18 protein-coding genes are annotated in these 18,391 nt (G+C 72.1%); 12 read left to right on the plus strand and 6 right to left on the minus strand.

The window, feature by feature from the left end:
- Positions 1 to 148 precede the first annotated feature (148 nt).
- Positions 149 to 1,903 (plus strand): DUF2264 domain-containing protein, encoded by a 1,755-nt coding sequence (locus tag ACTWQH_RS06495; protein ID WP_443285376.1) that lies wholly within the window; start codon positions 149 to 151, stop codon positions 1,901 to 1,903.
- 201 nt (positions 1,904 to 2,104) lie between these two features.
- Here the strand turns inward: ACTWQH_RS06495 and ACTWQH_RS06500 are convergent, their stop codons facing one another.
- Positions 2,105 to 5,236, minus strand: a complete 3,132-nt coding sequence (locus ACTWQH_RS06500; RefSeq protein WP_443285377.1) for a UvrD-helicase domain-containing protein — start codon at positions 5,234 to 5,236, stop codon at positions 2,105 to 2,107.
- 196 nt (positions 5,237 to 5,432) lie between these two features.
- Between ACTWQH_RS06500 and ACTWQH_RS06505 the strand changes: the two genes are divergently transcribed.
- The 4 genes from ACTWQH_RS06505 (at position 5,433) to ACTWQH_RS06520 (ending at position 9,263) form a co-directional block, all read left to right on the plus strand.
- The gene (locus tag ACTWQH_RS06505) at positions 5,433 to 7,829 is read left to right on the plus strand and encodes an ATP-binding cassette domain-containing protein (protein WP_443285378.1); all 2,397 of its coding nucleotides are present in this window, start codon (positions 5,433 to 5,435) and stop codon (positions 7,827 to 7,829) included.
- 117 nt (positions 7,830 to 7,946) lie between these two features.
- On the plus strand, positions 7,947 to 8,366 hold the full coding sequence (locus tag ACTWQH_RS06510) for a helix-turn-helix domain-containing protein (protein WP_443285379.1): 420 nt from the start codon (positions 7,947 to 7,949) through the stop codon (positions 8,364 to 8,366).
- Between the two features lie 10 nt (positions 8,367 to 8,376).
- On the plus strand, positions 8,377 to 8,793 hold the full coding sequence (locus tag ACTWQH_RS06515; protein WP_443285380.1) for a VOC family protein: 417 nt from the start codon (positions 8,377 to 8,379) through the stop codon (positions 8,791 to 8,793).
- Between the two features lie 14 nt (positions 8,794 to 8,807).
- The gene (locus tag ACTWQH_RS06520) at positions 8,808 to 9,263 is read left to right on the plus strand and encodes a TIGR00725 family protein (RefSeq protein ID WP_443285381.1); all 456 of its coding nucleotides are present in this window, start codon (positions 8,808 to 8,810) and stop codon (positions 9,261 to 9,263) included.
- Positions 9,264 to 9,344: 81 nt separating this feature from the next.
- Here the strand turns inward: ACTWQH_RS06520 and ACTWQH_RS06525 are convergent, their stop codons facing one another.
- Both ACTWQH_RS06525 and ACTWQH_RS06530 read right to left on the minus strand, forming a co-directional pair.
- Positions 9,345 to 10,145, minus strand: coding sequence for a GntR family transcriptional regulator (locus ACTWQH_RS06525; protein WP_443285382.1), 801 nt, complete (start codon positions 10,143 to 10,145; stop codon positions 9,345 to 9,347).
- Complete coding sequence (locus ACTWQH_RS06530; RefSeq protein WP_443285383.1) at positions 10,142 to 10,684, minus strand: GntR family transcriptional regulator; 543 nt, start codon at positions 10,682 to 10,684, stop codon at positions 10,142 to 10,144. Before ACTWQH_RS06530 ends, ACTWQH_RS06525 begins: the two co-directional genes overlap by 4 nt.
- Positions 10,685 to 10,840: 156 nt before the next feature.
- On the opposite strand from ACTWQH_RS06530, the gene ACTWQH_RS06535 reads away from it, so the two are divergent.
- The 3 genes from ACTWQH_RS06535 to ACTWQH_RS06545 all read left to right on the plus strand — a co-directional run bounded on the left by ACTWQH_RS06535 (position 10,841) and on the right by ACTWQH_RS06545 (position 12,242).
- Positions 10,841 to 11,248, plus strand: a complete 408-nt coding sequence (locus tag ACTWQH_RS06535; protein WP_443285384.1) for an ATP-binding protein — start codon at positions 10,841 to 10,843, stop codon at positions 11,246 to 11,248.
- Positions 11,249 to 11,373: 125 nt separating this feature from the next.
- Positions 11,374 to 11,694, plus strand: coding sequence for a hypothetical protein (locus ACTWQH_RS06540; RefSeq protein WP_443285385.1), 321 nt, complete (start codon positions 11,374 to 11,376; stop codon positions 11,692 to 11,694).
- Between the two features lie 14 nt (positions 11,695 to 11,708).
- Entirely contained in the window at positions 11,709 to 12,242 is a 534-nt protein-coding gene (locus ACTWQH_RS06545) for a GNAT family N-acetyltransferase (RefSeq protein WP_443285386.1), read from the plus strand.
- On the opposite strand, the gene ACTWQH_RS06550 is transcribed toward ACTWQH_RS06545, so the two are convergent.
- Positions 12,226 to 12,720: a YbaK/EbsC family protein gene (locus ACTWQH_RS06550; protein WP_443285387.1), complete on the minus strand. Its 495-nt coding sequence runs from the start codon at positions 12,718 to 12,720 to the stop codon at positions 12,226 to 12,228. The genes ACTWQH_RS06545 and ACTWQH_RS06550 overlap by 17 nt on opposite strands.
- Before the next feature lie 2 nt (positions 12,721 to 12,722).
- On the minus strand, positions 12,723 to 13,031 hold the full coding sequence (locus ACTWQH_RS06555) for an ArsR/SmtB family transcription factor (protein ID WP_443285388.1): 309 nt from the start codon (positions 13,029 to 13,031) through the stop codon (positions 12,723 to 12,725).
- 55 nt (positions 13,032 to 13,086) lie between these two features.
- Between ACTWQH_RS06555 and ACTWQH_RS06560 the strand changes: the two genes are divergently transcribed.
- From ACTWQH_RS06560 to ACTWQH_RS06575, 4 genes are read left to right on the plus strand one after another with little or no spacing between them, the layout of a single operon-like run.
- Positions 13,087 to 13,884, plus strand: a complete 798-nt coding sequence (locus tag ACTWQH_RS06560; RefSeq protein WP_443285389.1) for a phosphotransferase — start codon at positions 13,087 to 13,089, stop codon at positions 13,882 to 13,884.
- A gap of 11 nt (positions 13,885 to 13,895) precedes the next feature.
- Positions 13,896 to 14,726 carry a formate dehydrogenase accessory sulfurtransferase FdhD gene (fdhD, locus tag ACTWQH_RS06565; RefSeq protein ID WP_443285390.1) on the plus strand — a complete coding sequence of 277 codons (831 nt, stop codon included), beginning with the start codon at positions 13,896 to 13,898 and terminating at the stop codon, positions 14,724 to 14,726.
- A gap of 32 nt (positions 14,727 to 14,758) precedes the next feature.
- Entirely contained in the window at positions 14,759 to 17,044 is a 2,286-nt protein-coding gene (locus ACTWQH_RS06570) for an FdhF/YdeP family oxidoreductase (RefSeq protein ID WP_443285391.1), read from the plus strand.
- Complete coding sequence (locus tag ACTWQH_RS06575) at positions 17,041 to 17,343, plus strand: SelT/SelW/SelH family protein (protein ID WP_443285392.1); 303 nt, start codon at positions 17,041 to 17,043, stop codon at positions 17,341 to 17,343. The genes ACTWQH_RS06570 and ACTWQH_RS06575 overlap by 4 nt, the downstream gene beginning before the upstream one ends.
- Here ACTWQH_RS06575 and ACTWQH_RS06580 read toward each other — a convergent pair.
- A complete protein-coding gene (locus ACTWQH_RS06580) occupies positions 17,246 to 18,382 on the minus strand; it encodes an acyltransferase family protein (protein ID WP_443285393.1) in 1,137 nt (378 codons plus the stop codon). The genes ACTWQH_RS06575 and ACTWQH_RS06580 overlap by 98 nt on opposite strands.
- Between the last annotated feature and the right edge of the window lie 9 nt (positions 18,383 to 18,391).

Raw genomic sequence — 18,391 nt, forward strand, 5'->3', positions numbered from 1 at the left:
TCCCGCCCGCCGGTCCCGCCGGTCCCAGCGGCCGCACCTCGGCGGCCATGTTCCGGCACCCCCCTTCACGGTTCTGGGGCTCTCCGGCCGGGGAGAGGATGGGAGGCTCAGCAGCCGCCACCGCCACCGCCGCAGGAAAGGACAGCCCATGAGCGCGGCCCCGTCTCCGTCCTCGCCCCCGCCCGAGGACCGTGAGCTGTCTCCCCTCACCGGCTGGACCCGCGCGCACTGGGAGTGGACGGCGGACGCGCTGCTGGCCGCCGTCCGCCCCCACGCCAACGACAGCGGCTCCCTCATCCGCCTCCCCGGCCCGGCCAGCGGCTCGGGGGAGTGGAGCGACGGCCTGGAGGGCTACGCCCGCACCTTCCTGCTGGCCGCGTTCCGCGCCGCCCACGCCGATCCTGCCCACGCCGAACGCCTCCTGGCCCCCTATGCCACCGGGCTGGCCGCCGGCACCGACCCCGCCTCGCCCGCGCCGGACGCGCGCTGGCCCCGCCTGCCGGAGATGACGCAGGCCCGCGTGGAGGCCGCCTCGATCGCCCTCGCCCTGCACCTCACCCGCCCCCTGCTGTGGGACCGCCTGCCCGCGCCCGTGCGCGAGCGCGCCGTGCTGTGGCTGTCGGAGATGGGCGGGGTGGAGGTGCCGCGCAACAACTGGGTGTGGTTCCGGGCCGTGGTCGCGGCGTTCCTGCGCTCGGTCGGCGCCCCGCACTCCGCCGACGACATCGCGCACGCCATCGAGGCCACCGAGGGCTGGTACGCGGGCGGCGGCTGGTACACCGACGGCGGCAAGGCCAACTTCGACCACTACAACGGCTGGGCCCTGCACCTGTACCCGCTCCTCACCTGCCGCATCTCCGGCGAGACCGACGGCCCGCTCGCCGAGCGCTACCGCCAGCGCCTGCGCGCCTTCCTCGACGACGCCCAGCACCTGGTGGCCGCCGACGGCGCCCCGCTCTTCCAGGGCCGCTCCCTGACCTACCGCTTCGCCGCCGCCGCCCCGTTCTTCACCGGCGCGCTCTTCGACGCCACCCCGCTGGCGCCCGGCCTGACGCGGCGCGTCGCCAGCGGCATGCTGCGGCACTTCCTCGACCGGGGCGCCGTGGCGGAGGGCGGCCTGCTGTCGCTGGGCTGGCACCGCCGCTTCGAGCCCATCCGCCAGATCTACTCCGGCCCCGCCTCCCCGTACTGGGCCAGCAAGGGCTTCCTCGGCCTGCTGCTGCCCCCCGACCACCCCGTGTGGACCGCGACCGAGTCCGAACTGCCGGTGGAGCGCGGCGACGTGACCCGCACGATCGCCGCCCCCGGCTGGCAGGTCTCCGGCACGGCCGCCGACGGCGTCATCCGCGTGGCCACGCCCGGCACGCCGCACGGCAAGGGGTACGCGCCGTTCTACGCCCTGCCGGCGTACACGACGCACACGGCGCCCGACCTGCCGCCCGCCGAGACCGACGACGCGCCTGTCGTCGAACGCCGCACCCTTCACGGCCCGTGGGAGGTGCGGACCGTCCCGGCCGGGACGCGCGTCGTCGGCCACACGATCGCCGACGCGGAGCCGCCCACGCGCCACGGCGACGGGGTCGTCCGCCGCGCGGACGGCCTCACGAGCGCGCTGGTGCCGCTCGGCCCTGGCCCGCACGGCCTGTCCGTCCGCCGCGCGGAGAACGCCAACCCCTTTGGCGCGCACAGCGCCACGCCCGTCTACGAAGGGCCCGCGACCACGGTGGCCGTCTTCCTCGGCCACACGGCGGACGGCACGCTGCCGCCCGCGCTTGAGGACGTGGAGGACGCCCTCGCCCTGGCCCGGCTTGAGCGGGACCGAGCCCTCGGCCGCGGCGAAGCCCCGATTCCGCACGACGAGGCGCGCCGCGCCCTTCTGGAAGCGGCAGGGAGGCGCGAGTGACCTGGCAGGTCCTGTGGGAACCAGCAGCCCTCAACGCCGCCACGGGTCGTCTCTCCAAGGATCCCGCCGGCGTTGACGACCTGCTCCAGGCCAGCGACCAGCTTGCCGGGAATCCCAGGCCCCCGGGGTCCGGTCCCCTCCTTGGGGCACCGATCACCGCCGCCTCCGGCACGGGCCGTGGCGCGTCCTCTACGTAGGTCCTTAGAGCAGCCGGAGTTGGGTGTCCTTCCGCTGCCGCTGGCGCGGCACCGCGGGGCCCACGCGCTCGCACAGCGCCTCGTCCAGATCGTTCAGATCGTCGAGGAACGGCGAGCGCCGAGCGCCCCGCACCTTGCCGTGCCGGAACCGCTCCGCCGCGTGCGTCAGATACAGCCGCCGCTGCGCCCGCGTCATGCCGACGAACAGCAGCCGCCGCTCCTCCGCGTCCGCCGCCTCATCCGGCTCCGCGCCCGGCCACCGCATCGGCAGCAGCCCGTCCTCGCAGCCCACCACGAACACCACCGGGAACTCCAGCCCCTTCGCCGCGTGCAGCGTCAGCAGCGAGATCCGGTCCGCCCGGGGGTCCCAGGTGTCGACCTCCACCCCCAGCGCCAGCTCGGCGCGGAACCGCGCCAGGTCCTCGCCGCACTCCCGCGCGAGCGGGGTGAGCAGCTCGACGGCGTAACGCAGCTCGCCCGCCTCGTCCTCGGCCGTCCGCCCGAGCAGGGCGTCCCGTGCCCGCCCCAGCAACTCGACCACCGTCTCGCCGGACCCGGCTTCCAGCGCCTCCAGCACCGCCGCAACTCCCGGCCGGTCCGCCAGCCGGTCGTGCGAGCGCTTCTGGAACGGCAGCCCGGTCCGCGTCAGCGTCTCCACCAGCACGCGCGCCTGCCGGTCGGTCCGGTACAGCACGGCGAAGTCCGAGAAGCCCAGGCCATGCGATTCGTCGGAGTCCACCCGCCCGCTGTCGTGGGAGTGGAACGACGCCCCGCCCAGCAGGCGTTCGATCGTCCGCGCCACGAACGACGCCTCGGCCTGCTCGCTCGCCGCCGCGTGCAGCGCGGGCAACGCCGTCACGCCGCGTTCGCCCATCGGGCGCAGCTCCCGCCCCGGCACCAGGCTGGTGGGCCGGATCGCCGCCAGCGAGGCGGCGAGGATCGGCGCGGCCGAGCGGTAGTTGCGGGTGAGCTGGACCACGCGCGCGCCCGCGTAGTCCTCCTGGAAGCGGAGGAAGAAGCCGACGTCCGCGCCCCGGAAGCGGTAGATCGCCTGGTCCGGGTCGCCGATCGCAGTCAGGTTGCCGTTGCCGTTGCCGTTGCCTTTGCCGTCGGCCGGGGCCAGCAGCCGCAGCAGCCGGTACTGTCGCTCGTCCACGTCCTGGTACTCGTCCACCGAGATCCACCGCCACCGCTCCCGGTAGGCGGCGGCCAGCGCCTCGTCCTCCTCCAGCAGCGCGAGCGGCAGCGCGATCAGGTCGTCGAAGTCGACCAGGTCCCGCTCGCGCAGCGCCTTCCGGTACGCGGCATCTCCGGCCTCGGCCAGGATGTCCGCCTGTCGCGAGGCGTCGGCGATGCCGAAGTCCGCGCTCAGCCCGGCCCGTTGGTGCTGCTCGCGCAGGATGGTCAGGCCCAGGGAGTGGAAGGTGGCGACGGTCAACGCCCCCGCCTGTCCGGGTGCGAGCGCGGCGAGGCGTTCGGCCATCTCCTCCGCCGCGCGCCGCGTGAAGGTGATCGCGAGGCACTGCTCGGGCGGCACGCCGCGCTCCCGCACCAGGTGCGCGATGCGGTGCGTCAGCGTGCGGGTCTTGCCGGTCCCGGGGCCCGCGACGATCAGCAGCGGCCCGCCCGCCACTTCGGCCGCGGCCCGCTGCTCCGGGTCGAGTCCGTCCAGCAACGACCCGGTGGAGGGCGCCCGTTCCCGCTCCACGGCCGGGGCCTCGCGCTGCGCCGGAACGCCGGCCGGCCGCCGCCGTTCCCGCTTCTCCTCAACCGCCGGCTCCGACTCCGGCTCCTGCTCCGGCTTCTGCTCCTGCTCCGGTCCGGGTACGCCGAACAGCCCCTCGTCCGCGAACAGCGCCGGCGCGGCCACGCCGGTTAACCGCTTCACCTCCCCGGGTTCGAACAGCCGGATGACGCCGTACTCCCCGTCGTACCCGGCCTCCCGGATCACCTCGCCGCGCCGCAGCCGGGCCACGGCCTCCCCCAGCAGCGGCGAGCGCGCCGCCACCTCCTCCACCGGCAGCTCCTGAAGGATCGCCAGCTCCGGCCCCAGCGCCGCCGTCAGCCCGTCGATCTCGCCGAGCACCTTCTTGCTCTTCGGCCCGACGCCCAGGATCTCGCTCATCATCTCCGGCAGCGGCACGAGGCTGTGGAACGCCGCCGCGCCCTCCGGCCGGAACCCCTCGGGCCGGTCGGCCAGCTCCTCCACCCGGCTGAGCACCCCGACCGTCAGCGGCTTGCCGCACTCCGGGCACAGCCCGCCGTGCTCCCGCGTCTCCACCGGCTCCATACGGACCCCGCACTTGCGGTGCCCGTCCACGTGGTACTTGCCCTCCTCGGGGAAGAACTCCACGGTCCCCGCGTGCCCCGCGCCCGTCTCCAGCGCCCGCCTCACGGCGTAGTAGTCGAGCGCGGTGTCGAAGAGCGTCGTCTCGCGGCCGAGCATCGGCGGCGAGTGCGCGTCGGAGTTGCTGACCATGCGGAAGCGGTCGAGCGCCGAGATGCGCCAGTTCATCGCCGGGTCGCTCGACAGGCCCGTCTCCAGCGCGAAGATGTGGTCGGACAGCTCCAGGTAGCAGTCCTCGATGGCGTCGAACCCGGACTTGGAGCCGAACACCGCGAACCACGGCGTCCACACGTGCGCGGGGATCAGATACCCCTCGCCCCGGCCGCATTCGAGGGCGATCTCCAGCAGGTCGTGCGAGTCGAGGCCCAGGATGGGGCGCCCGTCGGAGGTGATGTTCCCGATGCGGCCCAGGCGGGCGTTGAACGCCTCCGCCGCCTCGAAGTCCGGCATGTAGATGAGGTGGTGGACCTTGCGGGTGCGCTCCGCGCGCTTGTAGATGGTCGAGATCTCCACCGACAGCATGAACCGCACCGGCGCCGCCGCCATGCTCGGCGGCAGCGTCCGCGCGATGTCCCGGTCCAGGTCCTGCCGCAGCCGGAACAGGCCGGGCTCGGCGGGCACCAGAGTCTCCTTCAGGTGCGCGAACCACGCCGGGTGGGTGAAGTCCCCCGTCCCCACGAGGGTGATGCCCTTGCGCCGGGCCCACCAGGTCAGATGCTCCAGGTCACAGTCCTTGCTGCACGCCCGGGAGAACTTCGAGTGGATGTGGAGATCGGCATGGAAACGCATCACGCGCATCCTGCCACAGGCCGGCCGGGGAGCCGCGGCGAAGCAGGCGAAACCAAACCGATCAGGAATCGAGAAGCACCGGTCGGCGAGCCGCGGCTAGCGTGGGCGTCAGCGACCTCGCTATCCGCTCGGAGCCACCGTACGGCTGTGCGACGATCGAAGGTCATGACCTGCACAAACAGGACACGGAGACACCATGAGCACGACACCGGGACCGGACACGCAGCCGCTGGCGCCGCACGTGGCCGACAGCCACGACCTGATCCGCGTGCACGGCGCCAGCGAGAACAACCTCAAGGACGTCAGCGTCGAGATCCCGAAGCGGCGGCTGACGGTGTTCACCGGCGTCTCCGGCTCGGGCAAGAGCTCCCTGGTGTTCGACACCATCGCCGCCGAGTCGCAGCGGCTGATCAACGAGACCTACAGCGCCTTCCTGCAGGGCTTCATGCCGACGCTGGCGCGGCCCGAGGTCGACGTGCTCGACGGGCTCACGACCGCGATCACCGTCGACCAGCAGCGGATGGGTGGCGATCCCCGCTCCACCGTCGGCACCGCCACCGACGCCAACGCCATGCTCCGCATCCTCTTCAGCCGGCTCGGGGAGCCGCACATCGGCCCGCCCGGCGCGTACTCCTTCAACGTCGCCTCGGTGTCGGCGAGCGGCGGGATCACGGTCGACCGCGGCGCCGACAAGACGAAGACCGAGAAGGTGACCTTCAGCCGCACCGGCGGCATGTGCACGCGCTGCGAGGGCCGGGGCAAGGTCTCCGACATCGACCTCACGCAGCTCTACGACGACGCCAAGTCGATCGCCGAGGGCGCGTTCACCATCCCCGGCTGGAAGTCGGACAACGTGTGGACGGTGGGGATCTACGCCGAGTCGGGCTTCCTCGACCCGAACAAGCCGATCCGCGAGTTCACCAAGAAGGAGATGCGGGACTTCCTCTACCGGGAGCCGACCAAGGTGAAGGTCAACGGGGTCAACCTCACCTACGAGGGGCTGATCCCCAAGATCCAGAAGTCGTTCCTGTCCAAGGACAAGGAGGCGATGCAGCCGCACATCCGGGCGTTCGTGGAGCGGGCGGTCACCTTCACCGCCTGCCCCGAGTGCGGCGGCACCCGGCTCAGCGAGGCGGCCCGGTCGTCGAAGATCAGGGGGATCAGCATCGCCGACGCCTGCGCGATGGAGATCAGGGACCTGGCCGAGTGGCTCCGCGGACTCGACGAGCAGTCGGTGGCGCCGCTGCTCACCGCGTTGCAGCGCACGCTCGACTCGTTCGTGGAGATCGGCCTCGGCTACCTCTCGCTCGACCGGGCGGCGGGCACGCTGTCGGGAGGCGAGGCGCAGCGCGTCAAGATGATCCGCCACCTCGGCTCCTCGCTCACCGACGTCACCTACGTCTTCGACGAGCCCACCATCGGCCTGCACCCCCACGACATCCAGCGGATGAACAACCTGCTGCTGCGGCTGCGGGACAAGGGCAACACGGTGCTCGTCGTGGAGCACAAGCCGGAGACGATCGCGATCGCCGACCACGTCGTCGACCTCGGCCCCGGCGCCGGCACGGCGGGCGGCACCGTCTGCTTCGAGGGCACCGTGGAGGGGCTGCGGGCCAGCGGCACCGTCACCGGGCGCCACCTCGACGACCGGGCCGCCCTCAAGGAGACGGTGCGCAAGCCCACCGGCCGGCTTCCGATCCGCGGCGCGACGGCGAACAACCTGCGCGACGTCGACGTCGACGTCCCGCTCGGGGTGCTCACCGTCGTCACCGGCGTCGCCGGCTCCGGCAAGAGCTCGCTCATCCACGGGTCGATTCCCGCGAGCGAGGGCGTGGTGTCGGTCGACCAGACCGCGATCCGCGGCTCGCGGCGGAGCAACCCGGCGACGTACACCGGGCTGCTCGACCCGATCCGCAAGGCGTTCGCGAAGGTCAACGGCGTGAAGCCGGCGCTGTTCAGCGCCAACTCCGAGGGCGCCTGCCCCAACTGCAACGGCGCCGGCGTCATCTACACCGACCTGGGGATGATGGCCGGCACCGCGACCACCTGCGAGGAGTGCGAGGGCAAGCGGTTCGAGGCGTCGGTGCTGAAGCACCACCTCGGCGGACACGACATCAGCGAGGTGCTCGCGATGTCGGTGACCGAGGCCGAGGAGTTCTTCGGCGCCGGCGAGGCGCGCACGCCGGCCGCGCACCGCATCCTCGACCGGCTCGCCGACGTCGGGCTCGGCTACCTCACCCTCGGCCAGCCGCTCACCACGCTGTCCGGCGGCGAGCGGCAGCGGCTCAAGCTGGCCACCCACATGGCCGAGAAGGGCGGCGTCTACGTCCTCGACGAGCCCACCACCGGCCTCCACCTCGCCGACGTCGAGCAGCTGCTCGGCCTCCTCGACCGGCTCGTCGACTCCGGCAAGTCGGTCATCGTCATCGAGCACCACCAGGCGGTCATGGCGCACGCCGACTGGATCATCGACCTCGGCCCCGGCGCGGGCCACGACGGCGGCCGGATCGTCTTCGAGGGCACGCCCGCCGAGCTCGTCGCGGCCCGCTCCACCCTCACCGGCGAGCACCTCGCGGCCTACGTCGGCGCCTGACCAGGGCGGCCGGGGGCGGCTCACGGAGACCGTCCCGGGCGAGACCGTCCTGGGCGGGCCTGGGCGGGCCTGGGCGGGCCACCGGCGTTGTCAGACCGTCGTGCGATGCTGGGGCACGTGACGCTCGAGGACCTGGTACGGCTGCGCCGCGCCCGGGACGCCATGGACCGCGACTACGCGCGGCCGCTGGACGTCCCGGCGCTGGCGAAGGTCGCCCTCATGTCGCCGGGGCACTTCTCCCGCAGCTTCCGCGCCGCCTTCGGGGAGACGCCGTACAGCTATCTGATGACCCGCCGCGTGGAGCGGGCCAAGGCGCTGCTGCGGCGGGGCGACCTGAGCGTGACGGAGGTGTGCTTCGCGGTCGGCTGCACCTCGCTGGGGTCGTTCAGCTCACGCTTCACCGAGCTGGTCGGCGAGAGCCCGAGCGCCTACCGGGCCCGCCGCCACGAGGCGGGCGCCGCGATCCCGGCGTGCGTCGCGAAGATTCACACGCGACCGGTCAGGAACGGAGAAGCGGGATCCGCCGCCGCCCCGTAGCGTCGGATTCATGGACATCAAGCTCTCAACATGTTTCATCGCAGTGGACGACCACGACAAGGCGCTCGCCTTCTACCGGGACGTTCTCGGCCTGGAGGTGCGCAACGACGTCGCGTTCGAGGGGATGCGCTGGGTGACCGTCGGCTCACCCGCGCAGCCGGACGTGGAGATCGTCCTCGAACCGCCGCTGGCCGACCCCAACGCCTCGCCCGCGGACAGGCAGGCGATGGCGGAGCTGCTGGCCAAGGGCCTGCTGCGCGGCGTGATCTTCTCGACGGACGACTGCGACGCCACCTTCGAACGCATCCGGGCCGGGGGCGGCGAGGTGCTCCAGGAGCCGATGGACCAGCCCTACGGCGTACGCGACTGCGCCTTCCGCGACCCGGCCGGCAACATGCTCCGCTTCAACCAGGCCCGCAAGAGCTGACGACGAGACGTGACGTGACGGGAGCGGCGCAGGTGGCGGTGTGCGGGCCCAGCGCGTGCACCGCCGAGGAGGCGGCACAGGCGCGCCGCGTGGGCCGCCTCCTCGGCGAGCGCGGCGCCGTGGTGATCTGCGGCGGCGGTGGCGGCGTGATGGCCGCCGCCGCGGCCGGCGCCCGGGAGGCCGGCGGCCTGGTGATCGGCGTACGCCCGGACGCCACGCGCGAGGGAGCCTCCCCGGACCTGGACGCCGTGATCCTCACCGACATGGGCGAGGCCCGCAACGCGATCATCGTCCACTCCGCCGACGCCGTCATCGCGATCGGCGGCTCCTGGGGGACGCTGAGCGAGATCGCCCTCGCCAAGCGCCGCGGCGGCATCCCGGTCCTCTCCCTCGGCGGCTGGCCCATCCCCGGCGTGGACCAGGCCGCGACGCCGGAGGAGGCGGTGGCGCGGGCGCTCGGCGGAGAGTGACGTGCTACCCCGGCGTTACGCCACCCGGCTGGTGGATCGGCGACGCGCACCCGGCGCCGCGAGGGACGTGACGGAAGCATTTCAGTTTGCGGTGTGCGGTTCCTCCGGGGCCACCTCGTATTGCAGCTCGTAGAGGTGCCCGGCCTTGGCCATGACGGTCGCCTCGATGGGGCGGTCTTCGTCGGTGTAGACGACACGCAGGGTGCGGAGCACGGGGAGGTCGCTGGGGAGGCGGAGCAGGCGGTACTGCTCCTGGGTCGGAACGCGAGCGGAGATCCTGTCCACGCTGAGTCGTGGGGGGTACCCGAGCCCGGCGAGGAGTTTCGGGGTGCCTCCCTTGATCCTGCGGCGTTGCGTCATCGCTGTCCCGCGTGCGATCTCCAGGGGGTAGTACGACTTGACGAGTTCTACCGGCTCCTCGTCCAGGAGGAGGATCTGGCTGCGGAGCAGCGCTCTCCCGCCTTGGGGGAGTTGGAGCGCCATCGCCACGTCCGTCGGTGGCGTGTCTTCACCCACCTCCAGCAGCGTGCTGCGTGCCCGCTTCCCGAGCTTCTCCGCCTCCGCGAGCCACGGGTACCGCCGGCCGGGACCCGCCGGTGCCAGGTATGCGGCGGGCCGCAGCGTGCGCTGCCGATGGTCGCGAACGGTGACGGCGGCTCCCGGGCGTCCGACAACCAGCCGTTCGTCCTTGAGCAGGCGGAGTGCCTTCTGCACGGTGGCGTTGGAGGCGTTGAACCGTGCGGTGAGCTGGGCGGTGGACGGCAGCTTGGCGCCGGGCGCCAGGTCTCCGCTCATGATCTCGTCACGCAGATCGGCGGCGATCCGCTCATGCAACGAGCGCGGGTCGGCCGCGTTGTCCGCTTCGGTCTCGGTCAAGGTCATCCCATCCGGCGTTCGTAGCGCAGCCGCTGACGCTGCGCGGGCATGACCATCATGTCCACCTGAATCGGACGCCTGTCGTCATCCATCGTGAGGCGTGTCAGCCGCAGCACGGCCTCGTTCTGGCCGGTCAGCAGCGCATCACGCTCCTCCTCATTCGGCATCCCGGCGGTCACGTCCTCGCGGACGTGGACGCCGACGTGGCCGAGCCTGGCGAGCAGTGTGACGGCGCCACCGCGAATCTTGGCCTTGCCCGCGAGAGGGGTGCCCCCGGCGATGTGCAGCGGGTAGTAGGTGTCGGTCAACTCGCATGGCTGGTCGTCGAGATACATGATCCGTCGCCGGACGATGACCGGCTGATCGTGGGGCACCGCCAGCAAGTCCGCCACCTCGGCCGGTGCGGGGACCTCACCGGCGTGAACGATGCGCTGGGTGCCGCGCCGCCCCTGGGAGGCGGTCTCGGCGCTCCAGGCATCCGGCTGCCCCAGCCCACGCGGCGTCAGGTACGGCGTAGAGCTGCTGACCCACTCGCTGTCGCTCACCTTGTCCTCCGTCCACGGCCGACGACCAGTCTCTCCAGCCCTACACGGTAGGCGTCCCACGGTGCGTATCAACTCTGGCACTTCTTGCCACCTTTCGCGAAAACCATTAAGGTCGTGCTCAGCCTACAGGCCCCCAGAGCAAGGCGGTGACGCACCGTGCCCTTGTCACGGCAACGACACTTCCCTCAACGTGCTTCCTCCGCTCGCGCCGCGCGCGACTTCGCCACCGGGACGCTCGCGGAGTGGGGGATCGCGGACCGACACGACGACATACGACTCGCCGTCTCGGAAGTCGCCGCGAACGCGCTGGTGCATGGCGTCCCGCCGGGCTGGATGTTCGCCGTGCGAGTCGAAGCGGGCGAGGACCACGTGCGGGTTGAGGTCCGCGACAGCGGCGACGGCGTGCCCGCGTTGCGCATGCCCGGTCTGGAGGAGGAGCACGGGCGCGGGTTGCGACTTGTCCAGGAACTGGCCGACGACTGGGACGTTACTCAGCACACGGTGGGCAAGACCGTGTGGATCGTCTTCAAGATCGCCCCTGCGGAGCCGGGGGGAACACGATGAACCGCGACCGGCCCTCAACTCGCCCGCTGCGTTGGAAGCAAACTACGAGTGCGCGGCCTTCGGCACCGACATAGAGCGGGTCTGTTCCACCCCTTCACCGACCCCGACCTCGTCAAGCTCGGCGAATGGCTCCCCATCGACTGGCGCCAGCTCAAGCAACTCAACGCCGCCGCCTGGCCGCCCTTGGCCTCAGCGACGAGGTCACCCACCCCACGGAACGCGAATCCTTTGCCGAAGTCGTCCAGCACGCCCTGCTGACACACGGACGGCCACTGTTCGAGCAGATGCTCAGTGACGGCTCACCGCTCATCGACGAGAGGCTGATCGACCCCGGCGCCCTACGTCGAGCCGTACAGCGGCTCGAAACCGGCACCTACCGCGAGAACGGCGACGCCCAACTCCTGGAAGTCATCACCCTCCACCTCAGTGTCCGCGCCTTCCTGTAGGAGAGAATCCGCCCGTGCCCTTCGCTATCCGCCCGGCCACCGCCGCCGATATCTCCGCCGTCGCCGCGATGATCGACGCGCGCTGCGACTGGCTCGAAGAACGCGGCCTGCCCACCTGGCGCGACAGCGCGGACAATCTCGCCGCACAGGCCGAGAACCCGGACGGCCATATGTGGATTCTCGAAGAGACGGCGCACTCACGCCTCGTCGGCTGCACGACCATCCAGGAGGAGCACCCGCCCTGGGGCTGGACGTCCGAAGAACTCGCCCAGCCAGCCCACTACCTGTACACGACCGTGACCGACCCGGCCTATCGCACCCACAAGCCCGGTACTCACATCGCCCTTTGGGCTACCGATCGCGCCGCCCGCCAAGGCAGGCAGTGGATCCGGCGCGGCTGCATGTTCCCCGAACTCGTCCGCTACTACGAGACGCAGGGCTTCGCCCTCGCCCACGAGGTGCAGCGCACCCACCACCGCGTCTACCTCATGCAACGCCGCGCCCAGCGCTTGGCCGAGTGGGCGCGGCTCGCTATCCCTTCGCCGTGATCGGCTCGACCCGCGCGCCGACGCGGCGCAGGTGGGCGGCGTAGTCCTCGGTCCGCAGCGCCAGCGAGCGGTCCAGGCGGGCGGCGTTGAAGAAGATATCGGGGCTGACGTCGAGCAGGGCCGGGTCGACGACCAGCTCCAGGTCCTCGTGGAAGCTGAAGGGGAGGATCGTGCCGCTGGTGCTGCCCGCCAGTGACTCCGCCTTCTCCGGCGTGGCGAAGGAGGCGTACGTGCCACCGGCCAGCGCCTTCAGCCGCCCCAGGTCGACGCGGGCGTCGCCGGGGACGACGGCGAGGAAGTATCGCCGGGTCTTCTTGCCGGTCTTCACCATGACCACCATGCATTTGGCGGCGTGTTCGACCGGGTGGCCCCGGTACGCGCTGACCACCTCCGTACGCCCCTCCGGCTCGTGGTCGATCAGCCGGTACCGGGCGCCGTACTCGTCCAGCAGCGCGATCAGCTTCTCGTACCCGCCCACGCTCACCAATCCTCGCTCAGCATCCGCTTGACCTCGGCGATGCGCCGCTCGTCGCGGCGGTAGAAGGTCCACTGCCTGATCCGTTTCGCGCGCAGCAGGCCCGCCCCGGTGAGCAGCTTCAGGTGCACGCTGGCGGTGGGCTGGCTCACCCCCAGCTTCCGCGCGATGAAGACCGAGCAGACACCGTCTTCCACCAGGTCGCCGTCCCGCTGCGGCGGGAAGTGCGCGGTGGGGTCGCGCAGCCACTCCAGGATCAGCAGGCGCTTGTCGTTGCCCAGCGCCTTGAGCACATCGACATCCATCATCACCATGACTTAGGTAGTTTGCTAAGTGACGAAGATCTGCGTCAAGTGCGAGGGTGCACCCATGAAGAGCGAGACCGAGGAAGAGCCCCTGACCGGCGGCAACGTCGCCGACGGCGTCGTCCGCGTCGGTGACACCGTGAGGCGCCCGGCCGGGCCCTGGACGCCCGCCGTGCACGCCCTCCTCACCCACCTCCACCAGGCCGGATACGCCGGTGCCCCGCGTCCCCTCGGCATCGACGAGCGCGGGCGGGAGGTGCTGAGCTACGCCCCCGGGCGGGCGTTGTGGCCCGACCCCGAGCGGTTCGCGCTGATGGCCCCGGACGAACGCCTCGCCCGCGTCGCGCGCCTCATCCGCGAGTACCACGACGCGGTCGAGGGCTTCACGCCGCCGCCCGATGCCCGCTGGCAGAGGCTGTTTCCAGAGAGCGGCGACGAGATCATCGCCCACCACGACCTCGCGCCGTGGAACCTCGTCGTGGACCCCCCCACCGACAGCTGGGTCTTCATCGACTGGGACAACGCCGCCCCCGGCACCCGCCTGTGGGACCTCGCCTACGCCGCCCATGGCTTCATCCCGCTCTCCGCCCACCCCGACTGGCAGCTTCCCGACGCCGGGGCCGCCGCCCGCCTCCGGGTCCTCGCCGACGCGTACGGCCTGGACGAGCCGCAGCGCCACCGCCTCGTCCCCCTCCTCGCCCGCCGCTCCCGCGCCATGCACGACTTCCTGAAGGAGCAGGCCGCACAGGGGACCGAGCCCTGGCTCACGCACTGGCGTACCGGGCATGGGGATGCCTGGCGCGGCGACGCCGACTACGCGGAGCGCAGGGAGGAGCTCTGGACGTCCGCGCTGCTGCGCTAGAGGCTGGGGGCATGAGACACCCCACCCAACGCCGCCGCGTGCTGCGGATCCGCCCGGAGGGCATGGGAGGCGGCGGGCACCGGGCGGACACGCTCGTCGTCGAGGAGCCGCTGGAGATCCGGCTCGGCGGCCGGGCCCTGGCCATCACCATGCGCACGCCCGGGGACGACTTCGCGCTGGCGGCCGGGTTCCTCGTCAGCGAGGGCGTGCTGGGACAGGCGGCGGAACTGGCGGGGATCTCGTACTGCACGGGGGAGGGGCCGGAGGGGAACGAGTACAACGTCGTGAATGTGCGGCTCGCGCCGGGTGTCCCGCTGCCCGAGATCAGCCTGGAGCGCAACGTCTACACCACCTCCTCCTGCGGGCTGTGCGGCAAGGCCAGCCTGGACGCCGTGCGCACCGCCTCCCGCTGGCCGACGCCGCAGGGCCAGCCCGTCAAGGCCGCGGCGCTCGCGGCGCTCCCCGAGCGGCTGCGGGCCGGGCAGCGCGTCTTCGACCGCACCGGCGGGCTGCACGCCGCCGCGCTCTTCACCGCCGACGGTGGCGAGCTGATCGACGTGCGCGAGGACGTCGGCCGCCACAACGCCGTGGACAAGATCGTCGGCCACGCCCTCCAGCAGGACCGGCTGCCGCTGTCCGACACCGTGCTGATGGTCTCCGGGCGCGCCTCCTTCGAGCTCACGCAGAAGGCCGTGATGGCGGGCATCCCGGTGCTCGCCGCCGTCTCCGCGCCCTCCTCCCTCGCCGTGGACCTCGCGGCGGAGACCGGCATGATGCTGGTCGGCTTCCTGCGGGGGGAGTCGATGAACGTGTACGCGGGGGAGGAACGCGTCATCCTGTGATGGCGCGAGTACCGATCCCGGAAGGTGATGCGATGAGCAAGGACGACGACCCCCCGAACCCGACCCCGAACCCGAACCCGCAGCAGCCCCAGCACCAGCGCCCCACCGCGGGCTGGGGCGCGGCCCGCAGCGTCGGCAGGGTGCTGGCGCGCAACCGGACGCCGGTCAACGGCACCCGCGCCATGCTGCGCATGAACCACGACGACAAGGGCTTCGACTGCCCCGGCTGCGCCTGGCCCGACGACCAGCGCGGCCTGCACCTCGACATCTGCGAGAACGGCGTCAAGCACGCCGCCTGGGAGATGACGCCGAAGCGGGCCGACCGGGCGTTCTTCACCGCCCACACCGTCACCGAGCTGATGGAGTGGACCGACACCGCGCTGGAGGAGGCCGGGCGGCTGACCGAGCCGATGGCGTACGACCCGGACACCGACCGGTACGAACCCGTCGGCTGGGACGCGGCGTTCGCCCTCGTCGGCGAGACGCTGCGCGGCCTCGACAGCCCCGACCGCGCCACCTTCTACACCTCGGGCCGCCTGAGCAACGAGGCCTCGTTCCTCTACCAGCTCATGGTGCGGGAGTTCGGCACCAACAACCTGCCCGACTGCTCCAACATGTGCCACGAGGCCAGCGGCCGGGCGCTGCGCGCCTCCCTCGGCACCAACAAGGGCACCGTCGACCTGCACGACTGGGAGAAGGCCGACGCGATCTTCCTCATCGGCTCCAACGCCGCCTCCAACGCCCCCCGCATGCTGACCCAGCTCGCCCACGCCCACCGGCGCGGAGCCCGCATCGTGCACGTCAATCCGATGATCGAGGCCGCCGCCGGGCGGACCATCGTGCCGCACGAGTTCGGCCGCATGGCCACGGGCCGGGCCACGCCCACCGGCACTCTCACCCTCCAGCCGCGCATCGGCTCCGACCTGGCGCTGCTGCGCGGCATCGCCAAGGCGACCATCGAGGCCGACGCCCTGGACCGGGCCTTCCTCGACCGCTTCACCGACGGATTCGAGGCGTACGCCGCGCTGGTCGAGAACACGGGGTGGGACGCGATCACCGCCGCCACCGGCCTGGCCGAGGCCGAGATCCGCCGGGCCGCCGACGTCTACGCCACCGCCGAGCGCGCCATCTTCGCCTGGTGCCTGGGCATCACGCAGCAGGAGCACGGCGTCGACACGATGCGCGAGATCGTCAACGTCCTGCTGCTGCGCGGCAATCTCGGCCGCGAGGGCGCCGGGGCCTGCCCCATCCGCGGCCACAGCAACGTGCAGGGCAACCGCACCTGCGGCATCACCCACCGCCCGGCCCCGGCGTTCCTCGACCGGCTGGCCGAGGTGTGCGGCATCGACCCGCCGCGCGAGGAGGGCGTCGACACGGTGCGCAGCATCGAGCGGATGCATGCCGGCGAGATCAGCGTCTTCGTCGGCATGGGCGGGAACTTCGCGATGGCCGCGCCCGACACGGCGTACACCTTCGAGGCGCTGCGCCGCTGCGAGCTGACCGTGCACGTCGCCACCAAGCTCAACCGCAGCCACCTCGTCCACGGCCGCCGGGCGCTGATCCTGCCCTGCCTGGGGCGCAGCGAGAAGGACCGGCAGGCGGGCGGCGAACAGGAGCTGTCGGTGGAGGACTCGATGAGCATGGTCCACCTCACGCGCGGCATGAAGCGTCCGGCCTCGCCGCACCTGCGCTCCGAGCCGGCCATCATCGCCGGGATGGCCCGCGCGATCCTGCCCGGCAGCAAGACGCCGTGGGAGTCGTACGTGGAGGACTACGACCGCGTCCGCGACGTGATGGCCCGCGCGCTGGAGGGCTTCACGGACTTCAACGCCCGCGCCCGCCGCCGCGGCGGCTTCCGGCTGCACCAGCCCGCCCGCGAGCGGATCTTCCTCACCCCCTCCGGCCGCGCCGAGTTCTCCACCGCCGCGATGCCCGACGTGTCCGTGCCCGACGGGATGCTGCTGCTGGGCACGGTCCGCTCCCACGACCAGTGGAACACCACGATCTACTCCGACGACGACCGCTACCGGGGCGTGGCGGGCCTGCGCACGCTCGTCTTCATGAACGCCGACGACATGCGCGAGCGCGGCATCGCCGACTCCGGCACGGTCACCATCACCAGCCACGCCAGGGACGGCAGCCGCCGCACCCTCACCGGCTACACCGCCCGCGCGTACGACCTGCCGCGCGGCTGCGCCATGGGCTACATGCCGGAGATGAACGCCCTCGCCCCGCTCGGCGACTTCAGCCCGCAGAGCGATCAGCCGATGACCAAGCAGCTCGTCGTCGAGATCCAGAAGGAGGGCGAGGCCCCGTGAAGCGGATCGAGATCGAGTACTGCACGCGCTGCCGCTGGCTGCCGCGGGCGGTGTGGCTGGCGCAGGAGCTGCTGGGCACGTTCGAGGCGGACGTGGCCGAGGTGGCGCTGGTGCCCGGCACCGGCGGGGTGTTCCGGGTGCGGGTGGACGGCGAGACGGTGTGGGACCGGCACGAGCAGGGCTTTCCGGAGCCCAGCGCCGTCAAGCGCCTCGTCCGCGACCGAGTGGCACCCGGACGAGACCTCGGGCACGTGGAGGAGGCTCGGGATCCCGGCGGTCAGGGCGGTCAGGGCGGGTAGGGCGGTCAGCGCTGAGCCGCCCGGCGAGCCGGGGCTGGACGATGGGCCAGGTCAGGGCGCGCACGGGCGGCGAGGCGAGGACGGCCGACGCGCCGACCGCGAAGCCGACGACCGCCGCCTGGTCCGTCCAGCTGTCGACCCAGGCGAACGCCTCGGCGGCGTTCAGCGGGCGCAGCAGCAGGCCGTGCAGCAGGTAGATGTACAGGCCGCCCGAGCCGAGGTAGGTGATGACCGGCAGGTGGCGGCGCGGCGCCAGCCGGACGACGCTCAGCGCGACGGCCATGCCGCCCAGCAGCACCGCGCAGCGGATCAGCCAGGCGAACGCCAGCGGCGCGTCGAACGGCATGCCCAGCTCGGCGTAGGTGAGGCGGAACTCCAGCACGTCGCGGCCGACGTGGTCGCGGCCGAACCAGGCGGCCGTGAACGCCACCGCCAGCACCGCCAGCGCCGGTCCCCGGCTCCACCTCGCGCGCAGCCACCCGTCGAGGTCGCCCCGCCGCAGCTTCCAGCCGAGCAGGAAGAACGGCAGGAAGACCACCGCCCGGGAGAACGCGAACGGCATCGGGTCGATGGGGAGGTAGCCCGCGACCAGGGCCGCCACGACGGTGGCCGCCAGCGGGTAGCGCAGCCGGACCAGGTAGGGCAGGGCGAGCCGCCACAGGATCAGCGCCTGGAGGAACCACAGCGTCCAGCCGGGGTTGTGGACCTCCTGCGTCCAGTACGCCTCGGCGCCGGCCATCGCCTGGATCTCCAGCCACGCCACGAGCTGCACGGTGAAGTAGGGCAGGAGCAGCATCACCGCCAGGCCCCACGCCCGCCCGCGGGTCAGCGGTGAGGCGCTGCTGAAGTACCCGGCGAGGAGCGCGAAGAGCGGGATACGCATCGCCCAGGTGGCCAGGTACAGCCAGTGCAGCCCGTCGGGCTCGGGAAGGGTCTCGGTGATGTGTATGAGGACGACCCCCGTGCCCGCGACGTAGCGGAGGTTGTCCCAGCGTGCTTCGCGTTCGCGTTCGCGTTCTTGTTCGCGTTGGAGGGCCATCGCGTCTCT

The organism is Streptomyces sp. 6N223 (assembly GCF_052246635.1).
Classification (GTDB): domain Bacteria; phylum Actinomycetota; class Actinomycetes; order Streptomycetales; family Streptomycetaceae; genus Streptomyces.